At 62.1% G+C, this 15,493-nt stretch carries 14 protein-coding genes and 1 other RNA gene; 6 read left to right on the forward strand and 9 right to left on the reverse strand.

The features are described from left to right. Window positions 1–32 precede the first annotated feature (32 nt). Together creB and creC are read left to right on the forward strand one after the other, a co-directional pair. A complete protein-coding gene (gene creB, locus C2846_RS04060; protein ID WP_119700748.1) occupies window positions 33–734 on the forward strand; it encodes a two-component system response regulator CreB in 702 nt (233 codons plus the stop codon). Further along, window positions 731–2,191, forward strand: a complete 1,461-nt coding sequence (gene creC / locus C2846_RS04065; protein WP_119700749.1) for a two-component system sensor histidine kinase CreC — start codon at window positions 731–733, stop codon at window positions 2,189–2,191. Before creB ends, creC begins: the two co-directional genes overlap by 4 nt. On the opposite strand, the gene gcvP is transcribed toward creC, so the two are convergent. The 9 genes from gcvP to C2846_RS04110 all read right to left on the reverse strand — a co-directional run bounded on the left by gcvP (window position 2,188) and on the right by C2846_RS04110 (window position 13,910). Beyond that, window positions 2,188–5,070: an aminomethyl-transferring glycine dehydrogenase gene (gene gcvP / locus C2846_RS04070; RefSeq protein ID WP_080049437.1), complete on the reverse strand. Its 2,883-nt coding sequence runs from the start codon at window positions 5,068–5,070 to the stop codon at window positions 2,188–2,190. The genes creC and gcvP overlap by 4 nt on opposite strands. Window positions 5,071–5,147: 77 nt before the next feature. Then, the gene (gene gcvH, locus C2846_RS04075) at window positions 5,148–5,528 is read right to left on the reverse strand and encodes a glycine cleavage system protein GcvH (RefSeq protein WP_080049436.1); all 381 of its coding nucleotides are present in this window, start codon (window positions 5,526–5,528) and stop codon (window positions 5,148–5,150) included. Between the two features lie 35 nt (window positions 5,529–5,563). Further along, a complete protein-coding gene (gene gcvT / locus C2846_RS04080; RefSeq protein ID WP_080049435.1) occupies window positions 5,564–6,649 on the reverse strand; it encodes a glycine cleavage system aminomethyltransferase GcvT in 1,086 nt (361 codons plus the stop codon). Between the two features lie 91 nt (window positions 6,650–6,740). Beyond that, complete coding sequence (locus tag C2846_RS04085; RefSeq protein WP_080051656.1) at window positions 6,741–8,351, reverse strand: ABC transporter permease; 1,611 nt, start codon at window positions 8,349–8,351, stop codon at window positions 6,741–6,743. Window positions 8,352–8,460: 109 nt separating this feature from the next. Beyond that, on the reverse strand, window positions 8,461–9,468 hold the full coding sequence (locus C2846_RS04090; RefSeq protein WP_080049434.1) for an extracellular solute-binding protein: 1,008 nt from the start codon (window positions 9,466–9,468) through the stop codon (window positions 8,461–8,463). 67 nt (window positions 9,469–9,535) lie between these two features. Continuing rightward, complete coding sequence (locus C2846_RS04095; protein ID WP_080049433.1) at window positions 9,536–10,789, reverse strand: FAD-dependent monooxygenase; 1,254 nt, start codon at window positions 10,787–10,789, stop codon at window positions 9,536–9,538. Window positions 10,790–10,811: 22 nt separating this feature from the next. Next, window positions 10,812–11,999: a 2-octaprenyl-6-methoxyphenyl hydroxylase gene (gene ubiH / locus C2846_RS04100; protein ID WP_269434106.1), complete on the reverse strand. Its 1,188-nt coding sequence runs from the start codon at window positions 11,997–11,999 to the stop codon at window positions 10,812–10,814. After that, on the reverse strand, window positions 11,996–13,336 hold the full coding sequence (gene pepP, locus C2846_RS04105) for a Xaa-Pro aminopeptidase (RefSeq protein ID WP_080049432.1): 1,341 nt from the start codon (window positions 13,334–13,336) through the stop codon (window positions 11,996–11,998). The genes ubiH and pepP overlap by 4 nt, the downstream gene beginning before the upstream one ends. A gap of 10 nt (window positions 13,337–13,346) precedes the next feature. Next, entirely contained in the window at window positions 13,347–13,910 is a 564-nt protein-coding gene (locus C2846_RS04110) for a UPF0149 family protein (protein ID WP_080051654.1), read from the reverse strand. 113 nt (window positions 13,911–14,023) lie between these two features. Between C2846_RS04110 and C2846_RS04115 the strand changes: the two genes are divergently transcribed. The 4 genes from C2846_RS04115 (at window position 14,024) to C2846_RS04130 (ending at window position 15,375) form a co-directional block, all read left to right on the forward strand. Beyond that, the gene (locus C2846_RS04115) at window positions 14,024–14,242 is read left to right on the forward strand and encodes a TIGR02449 family protein (RefSeq protein WP_373279483.1); all 219 of its coding nucleotides are present in this window, start codon (window positions 14,024–14,026) and stop codon (window positions 14,240–14,242) included. Then, window positions 14,239–14,553: a cell division protein ZapA gene (locus C2846_RS04120; RefSeq protein ID WP_080049431.1), complete on the forward strand. Its 315-nt coding sequence runs from the start codon at window positions 14,239–14,241 to the stop codon at window positions 14,551–14,553. Before C2846_RS04115 ends, C2846_RS04120 begins: the two co-directional genes overlap by 4 nt. A gap of 30 nt (window positions 14,554–14,583) precedes the next feature. Next, window positions 14,584–14,763, forward strand: a non-coding RNA gene (gene ssrS / locus C2846_RS04125) — 6S RNA. Window positions 14,764–14,772: 9 nt separating this feature from the next. Continuing rightward, complete coding sequence (locus C2846_RS04130; RefSeq protein ID WP_080049430.1) at window positions 14,773–15,375, forward strand: 5-formyltetrahydrofolate cyclo-ligase; 603 nt, start codon at window positions 14,773–14,775, stop codon at window positions 15,373–15,375. The last annotated feature ends 118 nt before the right edge of the window (window positions 15,376–15,493 follow it).

Consider the following 15,493-nt stretch of genomic DNA (forward strand, 5'->3'; position numbering starts at 1 on the left):
AATCAGGGCCCGCAGTTCAGGAAGAGCAGCCCATGGGCGACAGGATTTTGATCATCGAGGACGAGCCGGCCATTGCCGATGCCCTGCTTTATGCCCTCGGCACCGAAGGTTTCGAGCCGCACTGGTGTGTGCTGGCCAGTGACGGCATGGCCTGGCTGCAACAGCAGCCGGTGGACCTGGTGGTACTGGATGTTGGCCTGCCGGATGAAAGCGGTTTCGAGTTGTGCCGCCGGATTCGGCGTTTCTCCAATGTACCGGTGATGTTCCTGACTGCTCGCAAGGAGGAAGTCGACCGCATCGTTGGACTGGAAATCGGTGCCGACGATTACGTGGTCAAGCCGTTCAGCCCGCGCGAGATTTCCGCCCGGGTACGCGCTATCCTGCGCCGCACCCGGTTGCAGCCCGAGCCCGAACCCAGCACCGAGAGCAGCCTGTTCGAACACGACCCGGCTCGCCGGCGTATTCGCTACCACCAGCAGTGGCTGGAACTGACCCGTTACGAATATCTGATTCTCGCCGCCCTGCTGCGTCACCCCGAACACGTACTCAGTCGCGAGCAGTTGATGGACGCTGCCTGGGATGACCCCGGCGCCAGCCTCGATCGGGTGATCGACACTCACATCAAGGGCATCAGGGTCAAACTGAAACAGGTCCTGCCCGATATCGACCCGATCACCACCCATCGCGGCCTGGGCTACAGCCTTGATCCGCAGGCCCGGCAGCGCCGCGCATGAGCCTGAGTGTCCGCATTCTGGTCGCCTGGTTCGTACTCGCCGGGCTGGCCACGCTGCTGTTTCTCAACAGCATCCTCAACCAGTTGCCCTCGTCGGTGCGCCAGGCCAGTGAAGAAGTCCTGGTCGACAGTGCCAACCTGCTGGCCGAAGCCGCTGGCCTGCACTGGGAGCAGGGCTTTGCCCAGGGCACACCGTTCGCCGAGGCCTTGCAGCGCTACCAGCAGCGCCCGCTGGATGCGCACATCTGGTCGCGGCAAAAGACCCGCACCGAACTGATCGTTTACCTGACCGACAGCCAGGGCCGGGTACTGCTGCACAGCGACCCGGCTCTGGTCGGCGAGGACTTCTCTAGCTGGCGTGACGTCGCCCTGACCCTGCGCGGTGAATACGGCGCACGCACCAGCCGGGCCGATCCCGAGGACGAAGCAACCACCTTCATGCATGTCGCAGCCCCGGTCTTCAATGCCGGCGAGCTGGTCGGGGTACTGACCCTGGCCCAGCCGACCGCCAGCCTGCAGCCCTTTATCACCCTGGCGCACGGCTACTTCTGGAAGCGCGGCGGTCTGATCCTGCTCGGTGCGCTGCTGCTGGGGGCGGCTCTGTCGATCTGGATTACCCGCTCAATCCGCCGTCTGGTCGAGTATGTCGAACGGGTGCGCCACGGTGAGCGCATCAGCGCACCGCGGCTTGGCGAGCGCGAACTCGACCGCCTGGCTCGGGCTACCGAGGCAATGCGCGCGGAAATCGACGGCAAGGCCTATGTCGAGCAGTACGTGCATACCCTGACCCACGAGATGAAATCTCCGCTCTCGGCGATCCGCGGAGCAGCCGAACTGCTGCAGGAAGCCAATGTGCCGGAGCAGGCCCGGCAACGCTTTCTGAGCAACATCGACAGCGAATCACAACGCCTACAACGTCTGGTGGACCGGCTGCTGTCGCTGGCCAGTGTGGAGAAGCGCCAGCACCTGGAAAACCCTGAACACCTGGATCTGGCAGCACTTGCCGAACGCGAACTGGAGTCCAAGCGCCCGCAGATCGAACGCAAGCAGCTCACCCTGCACCAGCAGCAAACCGGGGATTGCCAACTCGAGGGCGAAGCCTTCCTGCTCGAACAGACCATCAGCAACCTGCTCGACAATGCCATCGAGTTCAGCCTGCCGGGCGGTCTGATCCTGTTGCAGTTGAGCGCGAATGAGCAGCAGGTTCGGCTGACAGTAAGCAACGACGGTCCGCCAGTGCCTGACTATGCCCTGGAGCGGGTTTTTGAACGCTTCTATTCACTGCCGCGTCCGGACGGGCAGCGCAAGAGTACCGGACTGGGTCTGAGCTTTGTCAGGGAAGTGGCGCAACTGCATCAGGGCAAAATCAGCCTGCGCAACCGGCCAACAGGCGGGGTTGAGGTGGAGCTGGAGCTGCCACGCCACCCGCCAGTCGGCGGGCGGCGTGCACAGGCTTAGCCTTCGTAGGCCTCAATCGGCGGACAGGCACAGAACAGGTTACGGTCGCCGTAGACGTTGTCGATCCGGTTGACCGACGGCCAGAACTTGTTGGCCGCTACCCAAGGCTGCGGGAAGACCGCTTCCTGACGCGAGTAACCGCGCTGCCAGTCACCGGTGATATCGGCCAGGGTATGCGGGGCGTTGTGCAGCGGGTTGTCCTCGGCACTCCAGTCACCCTTCTCGACCCGGCTGATCTCGGCGCGAATGGTCAGCATGGCATCAATGAAGCGATCCAGCTCGGCCTTGGATTCGCTCTCGGTCGGCTCAATCATCAGAGTTCCGGCCACCGGGAATGACATGGTCGGAGCGTGGAAGCCGAAGTCCATCAGTCGCTTGGCGACATCCTCCTCGCTGATGCCCGATGCAGCCTTGAGCGGACGGATGTCGATGATGCACTCATGCGCCACCCGACCGTTGCGCCCGCTGTACAGCACCGGGTAGGCCTCGCCCAATTGCTTGGCCAGGTAGTTGGCATTGAGGATCGCCACTTCGGTAGCCTGACGCAGCCCCTGAGCCCCCATCAGTGCGATGTAGGTCCAACTGATCGGCAGAATGCTGGCGCTGCCCCAGGGTGCGGCGCTGACCGCGTCGTTCTCGGCATTGGGGCCTTCCAGCGGCACCACCGGGTGGTTGGCAACGAACGGCGCCAGATGCGCCTTGACACCAATCGGCCCCATGCCCGGGCCACCACCACCGTGGGGGATACAGAAGGTCTTGTGCAGGTTCATGTGCGACACGTCAGCACCGATATCGGCCGGCCGGCTCAGCGCCACTTGGGCATTGAGGTTGGCCCCGTCCATGTACACCTGGCCGCCATGCTGGTGGATGATGTCACAGATTTCGCGAATGCCTTCCTCGTATACCCCGTGAGTCGAGGGGTAGGTGATCATCAGGCAGGACAGATTCTCGGCGTTATCAGCAGCCTTCTGGCGCAGATCTTCAACATCGACGTTACCCTGCTCATCGCAGGCCACCAGTACCACACGCATGCTGGCCATCATCGCCGAGGCCGGGTTGGTGCCGTGGGCCGAGGTCGGAATCAGACAGACGTTGCGATGGCCTTCATCGCGGGATTCATGGTACTTGCGGATGGCCAGCAGACCGGCGTACTCACCCTGGGCACCGGAGTTGGGCTGCATGCAGATGGCATCGAAACCGGTGATCTCACGCAGCATGGCTTCCAACTCGTCGATCATCTGCTTGTAGCCTTCGGCCTGCTCACGCGGCACGAACGGGTGCAACTGACCGAACTCCGGCCAGGTGATCGGAATCATCTCGGTGGTGGCGTTGAGCTTCATGGTGCAGGAGCCGAGCGGAATCATGGCCTGGTTGAGCGCCAGGTCCTTGTTCTCCAGCGACTTGATGTAGCGCAGCATCTCGGTTTCCGAGTGATAGCTGTTGAACACCGGGTGGGTCAGGAACGCCGACTGGCGTTGCAGGTCGGCCGGAATACCGAGCCCGGCGGCTGCTACCTGAGCATCCAGCGCCTCCAGATCCTGGCCGTGCTGATCACCAGCGAAGCAGGCCAGCAGAGTTTGCACGGTTGTCCGGGTCGAGGTCTCATCCAGGCTGACACCCAAGGTGTCGGCATCGATCAGGCGCAAGTTGACTCGGGCAGCCTGGGCGCGCGCAACAATCGCCGCCGCCTGGCCGGGCACCTTGAGCGTCAGGGTGTCGAAGAAATGGCTATTGCTGCGCTGGATGCCACAGGCTTCCAGCCCGGCGGCCAGGATGGCAGTCAGGCGCTGAACCCGCTGGGCGATGATCTTGAGCCCTTCCGGCCCATGGTAGACGGCATAGAAGCTGGCGATATTGGCCAACAGCACCTGGGCGGTACAGATGTTGGAGTTGGCTTTCTCGCGGCGGATGTGCTGTTCACGGGTCTGCAACGCCATGCGCAGGGCACGGTTGCCACGGGTATCGACCGACACCCCGATGATCCGCCCGGGCATGGCTCGCTTATAGGCATCACGGGTGGCGAAGAAGGCCGCGTGCGGTCCGCCATAGCCCATGGGTACGCCAAAGCGCTGAGCCGAACCAAATACCACGTCAGCCCCCAGCTCGCCCGGTGGGGTCAGCAGCACCAGGCTGAGCAGATCGGCGGCCACACAGGCCAGTGCGTTCTGCGCATGCACCTGATCGATCAGCGGTTTGAGATCACGGATCTCGCCCCAGGTGGTCGGATACTGGAACAGGGCGCCAAAAACCTGGTATTGGTCGAGATTGCCCACTACATCGATCACTACCTCGAAACCGAAGGCTTCGGCCCGGTTGCGAACCACCGAAATGGTCTGCGGGTGACAGTCCTGATCGATGAAGAACAGGTTGCTCTTGCTCTTGGCTACCCGTTTGGCCAGGGCCATGGCCTCGGCAGCGGCAGTCGCCTCATCCAGCAACGAGGCGCTGGCCAGCTCCATGCCGGTCAGGTCGATCGACAGTTGCTGGAAATTAAGCAGCGCCTCCAGGCGACCCTGGGCGATTTCCGGCTGATACGGGGTATAGGCGGTGTACCAGCCCGGATTTTCCAGCACATTGCGCAGAATCACGGTCGGGGTCAGCGTACCGTGATAGCCCATGCCGATGCAGGAGGTGAAGATCTGGTTCTTGCTCGCCACCTCTTTGAGGTAGCTCAATACCTCGGCCTCACTGCGCGGCGCGCCCAGCGCCAGCAGGTCCTGACGCAAAATGCTTTGCGGCACGGTCTGGGCGATCAGGGCATCCAGGGATTCGACACCCAGGGTGTCGAGCATGGCGCGCTGCTCGGCGGCATCCGGACCGATATGGCGACGGATGAAAGCATCGGTCTGTTCCAGGGCAGAGAGGCGGGTTTGACTCATGGGGTTCACCTGCGAAGGGTAGAAAAGCAAAAGCCCTGAAACAGCTCAGGGCTTTGAGATGGGTTGCTCAGACGATCTTAGATCGAAGCGCCGTAGGCCTCGGCGTCCAGCAGCTTGTCCAGTTCGGCGGCATCGCTGGGCTTGATCTTGAAGAACCAGGCACCGGCATAGGGCTCGCTGTTGACGGTTTCCGGCGCATCAGCCAGAACCTCATTGACGGCGACCACTTCACCGCTGACCGGCGCGTAGATGTCAGAGGCGGCCTTGACCGACTCGACCACCGCGCACTCTTCACCGGCGTTGACCTGACGGCCGACTTCCGGCAGTTCGACAAACACCACGTCACCCAGCAAATCCTGGGCATGGTCGGTGATACCTACGGTGATGGTGCCATCGGCTTCCTGACGAGCCCACTCGTGGCTGGAGGCATAACGCAGGTCGGCGGGGATGTTGCTCATGGACTGATCCTCGGTACGGAGAAAAGGTTGGGAAATTATTCGAATACAGCCTTGCCGTGGCGCACGAAGCCGGGTTTGACCACCCGCACTTCAAGCAGCTTGCCACGGATGTCGACCTGAGCCCGCTCGCCGGTGGCGCGCGGTACCCGGGCCAGGGCGATGGAGCAGCCCAGGGTCGGGGAGAAACTGCCGCTGGTGATCTCACCCTCGCCAAACCCGTCGACGATAACCTTCTGGTGACCACGCAGCACGGCGCGCTCGTTGAGCACCAGGCCGACCAGCTTCGGCTGGTCACCGGCGGCCTTCTGGGCCTCCAGTACCTGGCGACCGATAAAATCGCGCTCGGCCGGCTCCCAGGCGATGGTCCAGGCCATGTTGGCTGCCAGCGGCGAGATGCCTTCATCCATATCGGAGCCATACAGGTTCATGCCAGCTTCCAGACGCAGAGTATCGCGCGCACCCAGTCCGCAGGGTTTGCAGCCGGCAGCGACCAAGGCATCCCACAGCGCCGGGGCTTCAGCGGCCGGCAGCATGATTTCCAGACCGTCTTCACCGGTGTAGCCGGTCCGAGCAATGAACCACTCGCCTTCCGGCAGGCCCTGAAACACCGCCAGCAGACTGATCAGCGCCTTGCGGCTGTCATTGACCACTGCCTGGGCGACTTCCAGCGCGCGCGGGCCCTGAACCGCCAGCATGGCCAGATCGTCACGCTCGGTCAGGGTGACCGCGAAAGCTTCGGCCTGACGGTTCATCCAGGCCAAGTCCTTGTCCCGGGTAGCGGCATTGACCACCACGCGGTAACCAAACTCGGTCAGGTAGACGATCAGATCGTCGATCACCCCGCCCTGCTCGTTGAGCATGCCGGAATACAGTGCCTTGCCCATGGTGGTCAGACGCGCCACGTCATTGGCCAGCAAGCGCTGCAGGTAGGCCTTGGCCTCGGCACCTTCGACATCCACCACGGTCATGTGCGACACGTCGAACATGCCGACATCGCGGCGCACCTGATGATGCTCCTCAAGCTGCGAACCATAGTGCAGGGGCATGTCCCAGCCGCCAAAGTCGACCATCTTGGCGCCGGCCGCCAGGTGGCAATCATAAAGAGGGGTACGCGAACCCATTGCGGCTTCCTTCATTCGGGTGCATAAAAGGTGAATTGTAGCCGCAATCGACCCAACTGTGCAGCCTGCCATACCGGCTCGGGATGACCGGTCAGTGTCGTACGCCGCGCCCGGAACGACGAATCAGCACAATCACTGGCAACAGCCCGACCAGCACCAGGGTCAAGGCCGGCAAGGCGGCGCGTTGCCACTCACCTTCGACGGTCAGGCCGTGAATGCGCACTGCCAGAGTGTCCCAGCCAAACGGGCGCATCAGCAGGGTGGCCGGCATTTCCTTGAGCACATCGACGAAAACCAGCAGTGCAGCGCTCAACACCCCGGGCAGCAGTAACGGCAGGTAAACCCGCCAAAACACCGTCCAGCCCGACTGCCCCAGACTGTGCGCAGCTTCGGGCAAGGACGGGCGAATCCGCGCCAGCGAGGTATCCAGCGGGCCATAGGCAACCGCCATGAAGCGAATCAGATAGGCCAGCAACAGCGCAAACAGACTGCCCATCAGGAGTTGCCCTGCCTGGGGATTGCCCAGCCACTGCCGCAGCGGGATCAGTAACTGGTTATCGAGAAAGCTGAAGGCAAACATGATCCCCACCGCCAGTACCGAACCCGGCAAGGCATAACCCAGATTGGCCACCGCAACCGCACTGCGCACTCGCCGGATCGGCTGTAGCCGCCGGGCCAGTACCAGCAGAGTTGCCACCCCAACGGTAATCAGTGCCGCCATACCACCCAGCAGCAAAGTGTTGCGGATAACCCGCCAATAGCGGCTGTCGAAATCCGCCACACCACTGTCAAACGCCCACCAGACCAGTTGAATAACCGGAATCACAAAGGCCACCGCCAACACCAGCGCACAGTAACCACAGGCCAGCCAGGCCAGCGGACCACGCAGCCGGTACAACGGCCCCTGACGCGGCTTGTCACTACCAGGAAAACGCTTGCTGCCTTGGGCCCTGCGTTCGACATAGAGCGCCAGAAACACGAACAACAACAACAGGCTGGCCAGCTGGGTCGCGGTTTGCAGACTGTAGAAGCCGTGCCAGGTCTTGTAGATCGCGGTCGTGAAAGTGTCGTAATTGAAAACCGAGACCGCACCAAAGTCGGCCAGGGTTTCCATGATCGCCAGCGCCACCCCAGCCCCGATCGCCGGCCGGGCCATCGGCAAGGCTACCCGCCAGAATCCCTGCCAGGGGCTATGCCCGAGAATCCGGGAGGCTTCCATCAGCCCACGCCCCTGGGCCAGGAAGGCGCCACGGGCCAGCATGTAAACATAGGGGTAGAAGACCAGAATCAACACCGCAATCACGCCGCCGGTGGATCGGATCGGAAACATGCGGAAGTCGCTGCCCAGCCAGGCTCGCAGTTGTGTCTGGACCGGCCCGGCGAAATCCAGCAAGCCGATTACCACAAAGGCCAGCACATAGGCCGGGATGGCAAACGGCAGCATCAGTGCCCAGTCGAACAGTCGCCGCCCAGGAAACTCGCACAAACTGGTCAACCAGGCCAGGCTGACCCCAAGCAGAATCACTCCAACCCCTACCCCACCAACCAGCACTAGGGTATTGCCAATCAGGGTGAACAACTGAGTCTGGAGCAGATGGCTCCAGATCATGGTATCGACACTTTGCCAACTGAGCAGTAGCACCAGCAACGGCATCAACACCAGCGCCGCGGCCAGATAGGCCACCAGACGCCAACGCGGCATGGGGGTGATCGAACGCTGCGGCACGCTTACTCCTGCGACAAAAACAACACGCCCGGCATGAGCCGGGCGTGCAGTATATCGGGAAAAAGCCGTATTGGGCTGACCGAAGTCAGTTCCAGCCCAGGCGATCCATCAGCATGATCGCTTCTGGCTGACGGCGGCCGGCTACTTCCACGTTGATGGTATCGGCCTTGAACTCACCCCAGGCGGCAACTTCTTCGGACGGCGCCAGCGACGCATTGGCCGGGAACTCCTGGTTGACGTCAGCGAAGATACGCTGGGCTTCTTCAGTGGTCAGCCACTCAAGGAAGGCAATCGCCGCTTCCGGATGCTTGGCGTGCTTGGTCACCCCGGCACCGGAAATGTTTACATGCACGCCACGATCTTCCTGATTGGGCCAGAACAGCTTGGCCTTGAGATTCGGGCGGTCCTGTTCCAGGCGACCGAAGTAATAGGTGTTGACGATGCCGACATCACATTGACCGGCATCAATGGCTTCGATCAGGGCAGTATCATTGGCAAATACCGGCACTTCCAGGTTGGCAACCCAGCCACTGATGACCTCGGTAGTCCGCTCCTGACCCAAGGTCTCGAGCATGGTTGCGGTCAATGACTGATTGTAGACCTTCTTCGAAGTCCGCAGGCACAGACGACCTTTCCAGCTGTCATCGGCCAGCGCTTCGTAGGTGCTCAGCGTGGCCGGATCAACCCGCTCGGTGGAGTAAACGATGGTTCGGGCACGCAGCGACAGACCGGTCCACTGGTCATTGCTGGAACGGTACTGGCTGGGGATATTGGCACTGATCACCTCGGACTTGACCGGGCGCAGCAAGCCCATTTCCTCGGCCTGCCAGAGGTTGCCGGCATCCACGGTGATAAACAGATCGGCCGGGGTGTTGACCCCTTCAGCCCGCAGTCTTGCCATCAGCGGGGCTTCACCATCGGTGATGTAGTTGATCTTGGTACCGGTCTTGGCGGTATAGAACTCGAAAACCGGCTTGATCAGGTGCTCCTGGCGGGAGGAGTACACCACCAGCTCCTTGTCCTGCGCTTGGGCAACGCCAGTGACCGCAGTCAGGGCCAGGCTGACGACAGCGATGGTACGGGTGACAGACATGACAACACCTCTGGTTGGTAAGCTTGAGGCAGATGATAATGATTTAGTTTTAGCTCAGCAACCAGAGTCATGCCTGTGTTGAAACGATTTCCGGATCCCGGGCCAAGGCCGGAAGATCCCCGCTCAGACCCATGGCCCGACGAATCAAGCCTGACTTGAGCAACGGCTGATTGTCCAGCCAGCGCATGCCGGCATTGCGCACCCAGCGCAATGTTGGCGCATCGGCATGGAACAACCGTTCAAAGCCCTCCATCGCCGCCATCATCGCCAGGTTGTCGGCCATCCGACGGCGCTCGTAGCGCTGCAGCACCGCCAGCCCGGCCAACGACTCGCCGCGCCGCAAGGCAGCGAGCAAGACCTCGGCCAATTCGGCCGCGTCGAGAAACCCGAGATTGACCCCCTGCCCCGCCAGCGGATGAATACTGTGCGCGGCATCGCCGACCAGCACCAGCCCGGGCATCGCATACTGGCGCGCATGGCGCTGACGCAGCGGGATACAGTGCCGGCGGTCGGCACTCAGCACCCGGCCCAGGCGACCTTCAATGGCCTGGCCCAAGGCCGCACAAAACGCCGGCTCATCCAAAGCCATCATCTGCTCGGCCTGCTCTGGCAGCAACGACCAGACGATCGAGCAGTAATGTCGGCCATCGACATCCGGCAGCGGCAGAAACGCCAGCGGTCCAGTCGGCAGAAAACGCTGCCAGGCCGTCGCCTGATGCGGCTGCTCCAGCTGTACCGTGGTCACCAGCGCATGGTGCAGATAATCCCACTCGCGCATGGCGAACCCGGCCAGCTCGCGAATCTGTGAGCGCGCCCCATCAGCAGCGATCAGCAGCGGCGCCGACAGACGCAGACCGTCCGCCAGATTCAGCCGCCAACCGGACTCTTCGCGGACCAACCCTTGCACTCGCTGGCCGAAAAACAGCTCTACCCGGGTTTCATCCAGGCTGTCGAGCAAGGCCTGCTGCACCAGATGGTTCTCAACGATGTGTCCGAGTCGCGTCTCATGCAGCGCGGCAGCGTCAAAGCCGATTTCGCCGGTGCCCTCGGCATCCCACACACGCATGGCACTATAGGCGCAGCGTCGCTGCGGCGCGATCCGTTGCCAGGCGCCCAAAGCGCTCAGAATCCGTTGCGAGGCAGCGCTCAAAGCGCTGACCCGGGGGTCGTAGCCCGAGCCGGTCTCGCCCCCACGCCCCAGCGCCTCACGTGGTAGCGCATCCAGGACCGCGATTCGCAGCGGTGTATCAGCCAGCGCCCGGGCCACGGCCGCTCCAACCATCCCGGCACCGACCACGATAAGGTCAAACGAATGATTCATGGGGTCTCCAGAACAGTGCAGGTCAGCCATGCAACCCCATCGCCTGGCGGGCTAACAGACGCTTGGCAGGAGGCAGGATATCGAGCCCGAGCAACCCGAGATTGCGTCCGGCAGTCAACAGCGGCTGTCGATTGCTGAACAACCGGGTCAGTTGATCACTGAACGCCACAGTCAGACGCTGATCAAGCTGCTGGCGTTGCAGATACCCCTGCAATACCGTCAGATCTCCTGGCTGACGCTCAGTCTCGCGGCTCAGGCAGTCTGCCAGCGCCAGAGTATCGCGTAGCGACAGGTTGAAGCCCTGACCGGCAATCGGGTGCAGGCTGTGCGCGGCATTGCCCAACACCACCAGATGCGGGCGCACCTGTTCCTGAGCTTCGCTCAGGCTCAGCGGGTAGGCATGACGCTCGCCAACCCGGGTCAGCGCGCCCAGGCGAAAGCCGAAAGCGTCTTGCAGCCGCGCCAGGAAGTCCTCATCAACCAAGCCCATGACCTCATCGGCCTGGTCTCTCGGCTGGGTCCAGACCAAGGCACTGCGCTGCCCCGAGAGCGGCAGCAGGGCCAGCGGTCCTGAGTCGGTAAAGCGCTCGAAGGCCACCCCGGCGTGAGCCTTGCTGGTAGAAATATTGGCGATGATCGCGGTTTGCCCGTAAGCGCTGACCTGACGATGAATGCCCAGGCTTTCAAGCAGACCAGAGCGCCCGCCATCGGCCACCACCAGCAACTCGGTCTCCAGGGTCTGTGCTCCATCGGCGGTCTGCAGATCCAGTTGGTAACCGCCCGGCACCGCCCGGGCAGCCGTGGCACTGGCCGGCGCCAGCCACTCCACTACCTCGGTATCCAGAGCGCCGAGCAATACCTCGCCCAGCCAGGCGTTTTCGACCACATAGCCCAGCGCCGGCACCCCTTCGCGGGCCGCATCGATCCGGGCCACACCAGGATGACCGCGGTCGGAGACGTGAATCTGCCGAATGGGTTCGACCCGCTCAGCCAGTCGCGCCCACACCCCCAGCCGCTCAAACAACTGCCGACTGCCCTGTGACAAGGCCGTGGAACGGGCATCGTAGCTGGGTTGCCAGCCTCCTGCGCGGGGCGGCTGGGCTTCGATCAGACGCAAGCGCCAGCCCCGGGCCCGGGCACACTCCTGCAAGGCCAAGGCCAGGCTGGCACCGACCATGCCGCCACCGACAATACTCAGGCTGATGCTCACGCCAACGCCTCGGCACGCGACCGAGCGGCGGCCATCAGCGCCTCGATCTCGTCGGCCTGCTTGGGCACGCCACCGGTCAGAATCTCGCAACCACTGCGCGTAACCACCACGTCGTCCTCAATCCGCACGCCAATCCCGCGCCATTTGCGCGGCACATCCTCATTGTCCGGCGCCACGTAAATACCCGGCTCGACGGTCATCACCATGCCTGGCTCCAGCACCCGCCATTCGCCGCCGACCCGATAGTCGCCGACATCATGCACATCCATGCCCAGCCAGTGGCCGGCCCGGTGCATATAGAACGCCCGGTAGGCCTCACTGGCGATCAGCTCATCAACCTCACCCTTGAGCAGGCCCAGGCGCACCAGACCGGCAGTAATGACCTGCACCGTAGCCTCATGCGCTTCATTCCAGTGGCGTCCCGGAGCGATTGCAGCAAAGGCCGCTTCCTGGGCCTCCAGCACGATGTCATAAATAGCGCGCTGCTCCGGACTGAAACGGCCGCTGGCCGGGAAAGTCCGGGTAATGTCGCTGGCATAGCAGTCCAGCTCACAACCGGCGTCGATCAGGATCAGGTCGCCGTCACGGATCTGACTGGTGTTTTCGGTGTAATGCAGGATGCAGGCATTGCGCCCGGCCGCGACGATCGAGGCATAGGCCGGCGCCCGACTGCCGTTACGCATGAACTCGTGCTGTAACTCTGCCTCAAGCTGGTATTCATAGAGTCCCGGCCGGCAGATCTGCATGGCCCGGATATGAGCCTGGGCAGAGATTTGCGCCGCCGCCTGCATAACCTTGAGCTCGGCTGCGCTTTTGTACAACCGCATGTCATGCAGCAGATGATCGAGAGCGACAAACTCGTTGGGCGGTTGGGCTCCCTGACGCGCCTTGCTGCGAATCACATTGATCCAGTTGGTCAGGCGCCGGTCAAAATCCTGGTTGGCGCCCATGGCGTAGTAAACCCGCTCACGCCCTTCGATCAGCCCCGGCAGGATGTCGTCGATATCATTGATCGGGAAAGCATCGTCAGCCCCATACTCGACCACGGCACCATCCTGGCCGGCCCGATAGCCATCCCACAACTCACGCTCCTTGTCCTTCTCGCGGCAGAACAGAATATATTCGCCATGCTCACGGCCCGGCATCAACACCGCCACCGCTTCTGGCTCGGGGAACCCGGTCAGGTACTGGAAGTCGCTGTCCTGGCGATAGATATACTCGGCATCGCGGTTGCGAATATACACCGGTGCTGCAGGCAGCACGGCTATGCTGTTGGGCTCCATCTGCGCCATCAGCGACTTGCGCCGGCGGGCATATTCCTGCTTGGGGATCGGCATGCTGACCTCGTTAATGCAATGATGCGGGGGGCTGGTCCTGGCCGGTAGCGCTATCCTGGCACTCGCTGAACACCAGCAAGGTGGCCATCCGCACGTACTCCATGATTTCCATGTAATCGACCTCGTTGGCCTCGGACTCCTCCAGCTCGGTCTGAACCTGGCCGATAGCGGCAAAATCACGCAGCACGCCTTCGGCCTCTTCGCTCAAGGCCATCTTGCGCTCGACCAGGCCGAAGCCACCGAGAAACCCTTCACACCACTGGCCAAGGGTCTGGGTCCGGTGATCGATGGCGGCACTGTCATCCGGCAGCAACAGAGTGACATCGAAACCCGAGCCGCTCAACTGCGACAGTGTCGCATCATAGAGCTGAATCAGCGCGACCTTGGCAGCCTCGCCCGGGGCATTGCGGCCATCGATCAGTTCCTGAGCCACACTCAGCCAGGTGGCGTGGTCAAGCCGGGCACCAGCGGACAGGCGTCCGACCAGATGGCCGTGCAACTCGGCGGGGTGACCACTGGCACCAAGCTCACTGAACAGCTGGGCATAGCGGTCGAATTCGAATACTGCTGGCATGATCGCCATAACGGAGGGGCCTCACAAAAGCCGGAGTCAGATGAATAGTTGTATGAGTAGCTAGTGTATTCTATAAGGGAGCCTCAACAGTTGGCCAACACCGGGATGACAGAATGGCGCCAATGGACGAACCTGATTTCAACACGCTTGCACAGAAAGTGAGTCGCTTGATCGACCTGTGCGAACGGCTCCAGCAACAGAATCAGCACTTGCTCGCTCAGGAACGCTCCTGGCGCGAAGAACGAATGCAGCTAATTGAAAAGAACGATTTGGCCCGTCAGAAGGTCGAAGCCATGATTCTGCGACTCAAAGCCCTGGAGCACGACTCATGAGCCAACCCCTGACCGTCACCCTGCATATTCTCGACAAAGAGTACCGGGTCAGCTGCCCGCCGGAAGAACGCAGCAACCTGGAACAGGCTGCCCGCCACCTGGACAGCACCATGCGCGACATCCGCAATAGCGGCAAAGTGGTCGGCGTCGAGCGTATTGCCGTTATGGCCGCCTTGAATATCAGCCACGACATGCTGACCGGCAATCGTCGCCAAGGCGACCAACTGGATCAGCACCAGCGCCAGATCCGCGATCTGGTTGAGCGCCTGGACCAGGTGCTGAACAAGCCACAAACCGAGTCACAGGCATGATCTTGCGGTGAATCTTCTGTATAGTGACAACTGTCCCTGGGATGTTGGCCAGTCGGAGACGTCCCTGAGCCGATACTCCTGTATACGGAGGCCACGCGTTGTTGCCAGTGTGCATGTCCGCAAGACGGAAAGCCTGAGGCGATGCCGTGTCCCCCACCTTGAACTTTCGGGTTCAAGGGCTAACCCGACAGCGGCATCTCCGGGGACTTCACTTCCCGCATGATCAGCCCGACCCGCAGCCAGTTACGCCAGCAGCTCCGCCAGGCGCGCAAAGCCTTGAGCCCACGCGAGCAACGACTGGCCAGCCGGCAACTTTTTCGCCAACTCGCCCAGCAGCCCATATTTCGGCGTAGCCGACATATCGCGTTCTACCTGGCCAACGACGCCGAAATCGATCCTGCCTCGCTATTGCGCCATGCCCAGCGCCTGGGCAAGCATTGCTACCTGCCGGTGGTCAACGGCTGGCCGCATGGCTTTATGCGCTTCCAGCGCCTGTATCCCGATCAGCGCTGGAAAACCAATCGATTCGGCATCCGCGAGCCGCGCCCCCAGCGCAGCCGCCAGGTGCCGGTCTGGCGACTCAACCTGGTACTGATGCCCTTGGTTGGCTTCGATCAGCACGGCAATCGGCTGGGGATGGGCGGCGGTTTCTATGATCGTGCACTAGCCTACCGCCAGCGTCGCCGGCAGTGGCCCGGCCCCTGCCTGCTCGGCCTGGCTCATCGCTGCCAGAAAGTTGCACAACTGCCTGCGGCAAGCTGGGACATTCCGCTGGACGGCATTGTAAGCGATGCCGAGTGCCTGCTGTTCAAGGCTGGTTGAGCGTACTCTCGAGCTGCGTCGAACGCTCAAAATAACTCTGCGTGTAACCGGTGGTTACCACACCAAGAGTGAAGACAATAACGAGGATCCACATAAGATCCGGCTTGCGACGCATGGG

Source organism: Pseudomonas jilinensis (assembly GCF_003586265.1).
GTDB classification, from domain to species: Bacteria; Pseudomonadota; Gammaproteobacteria; order Pseudomonadales; family Pseudomonadaceae; genus Halopseudomonas; species Halopseudomonas phragmitis.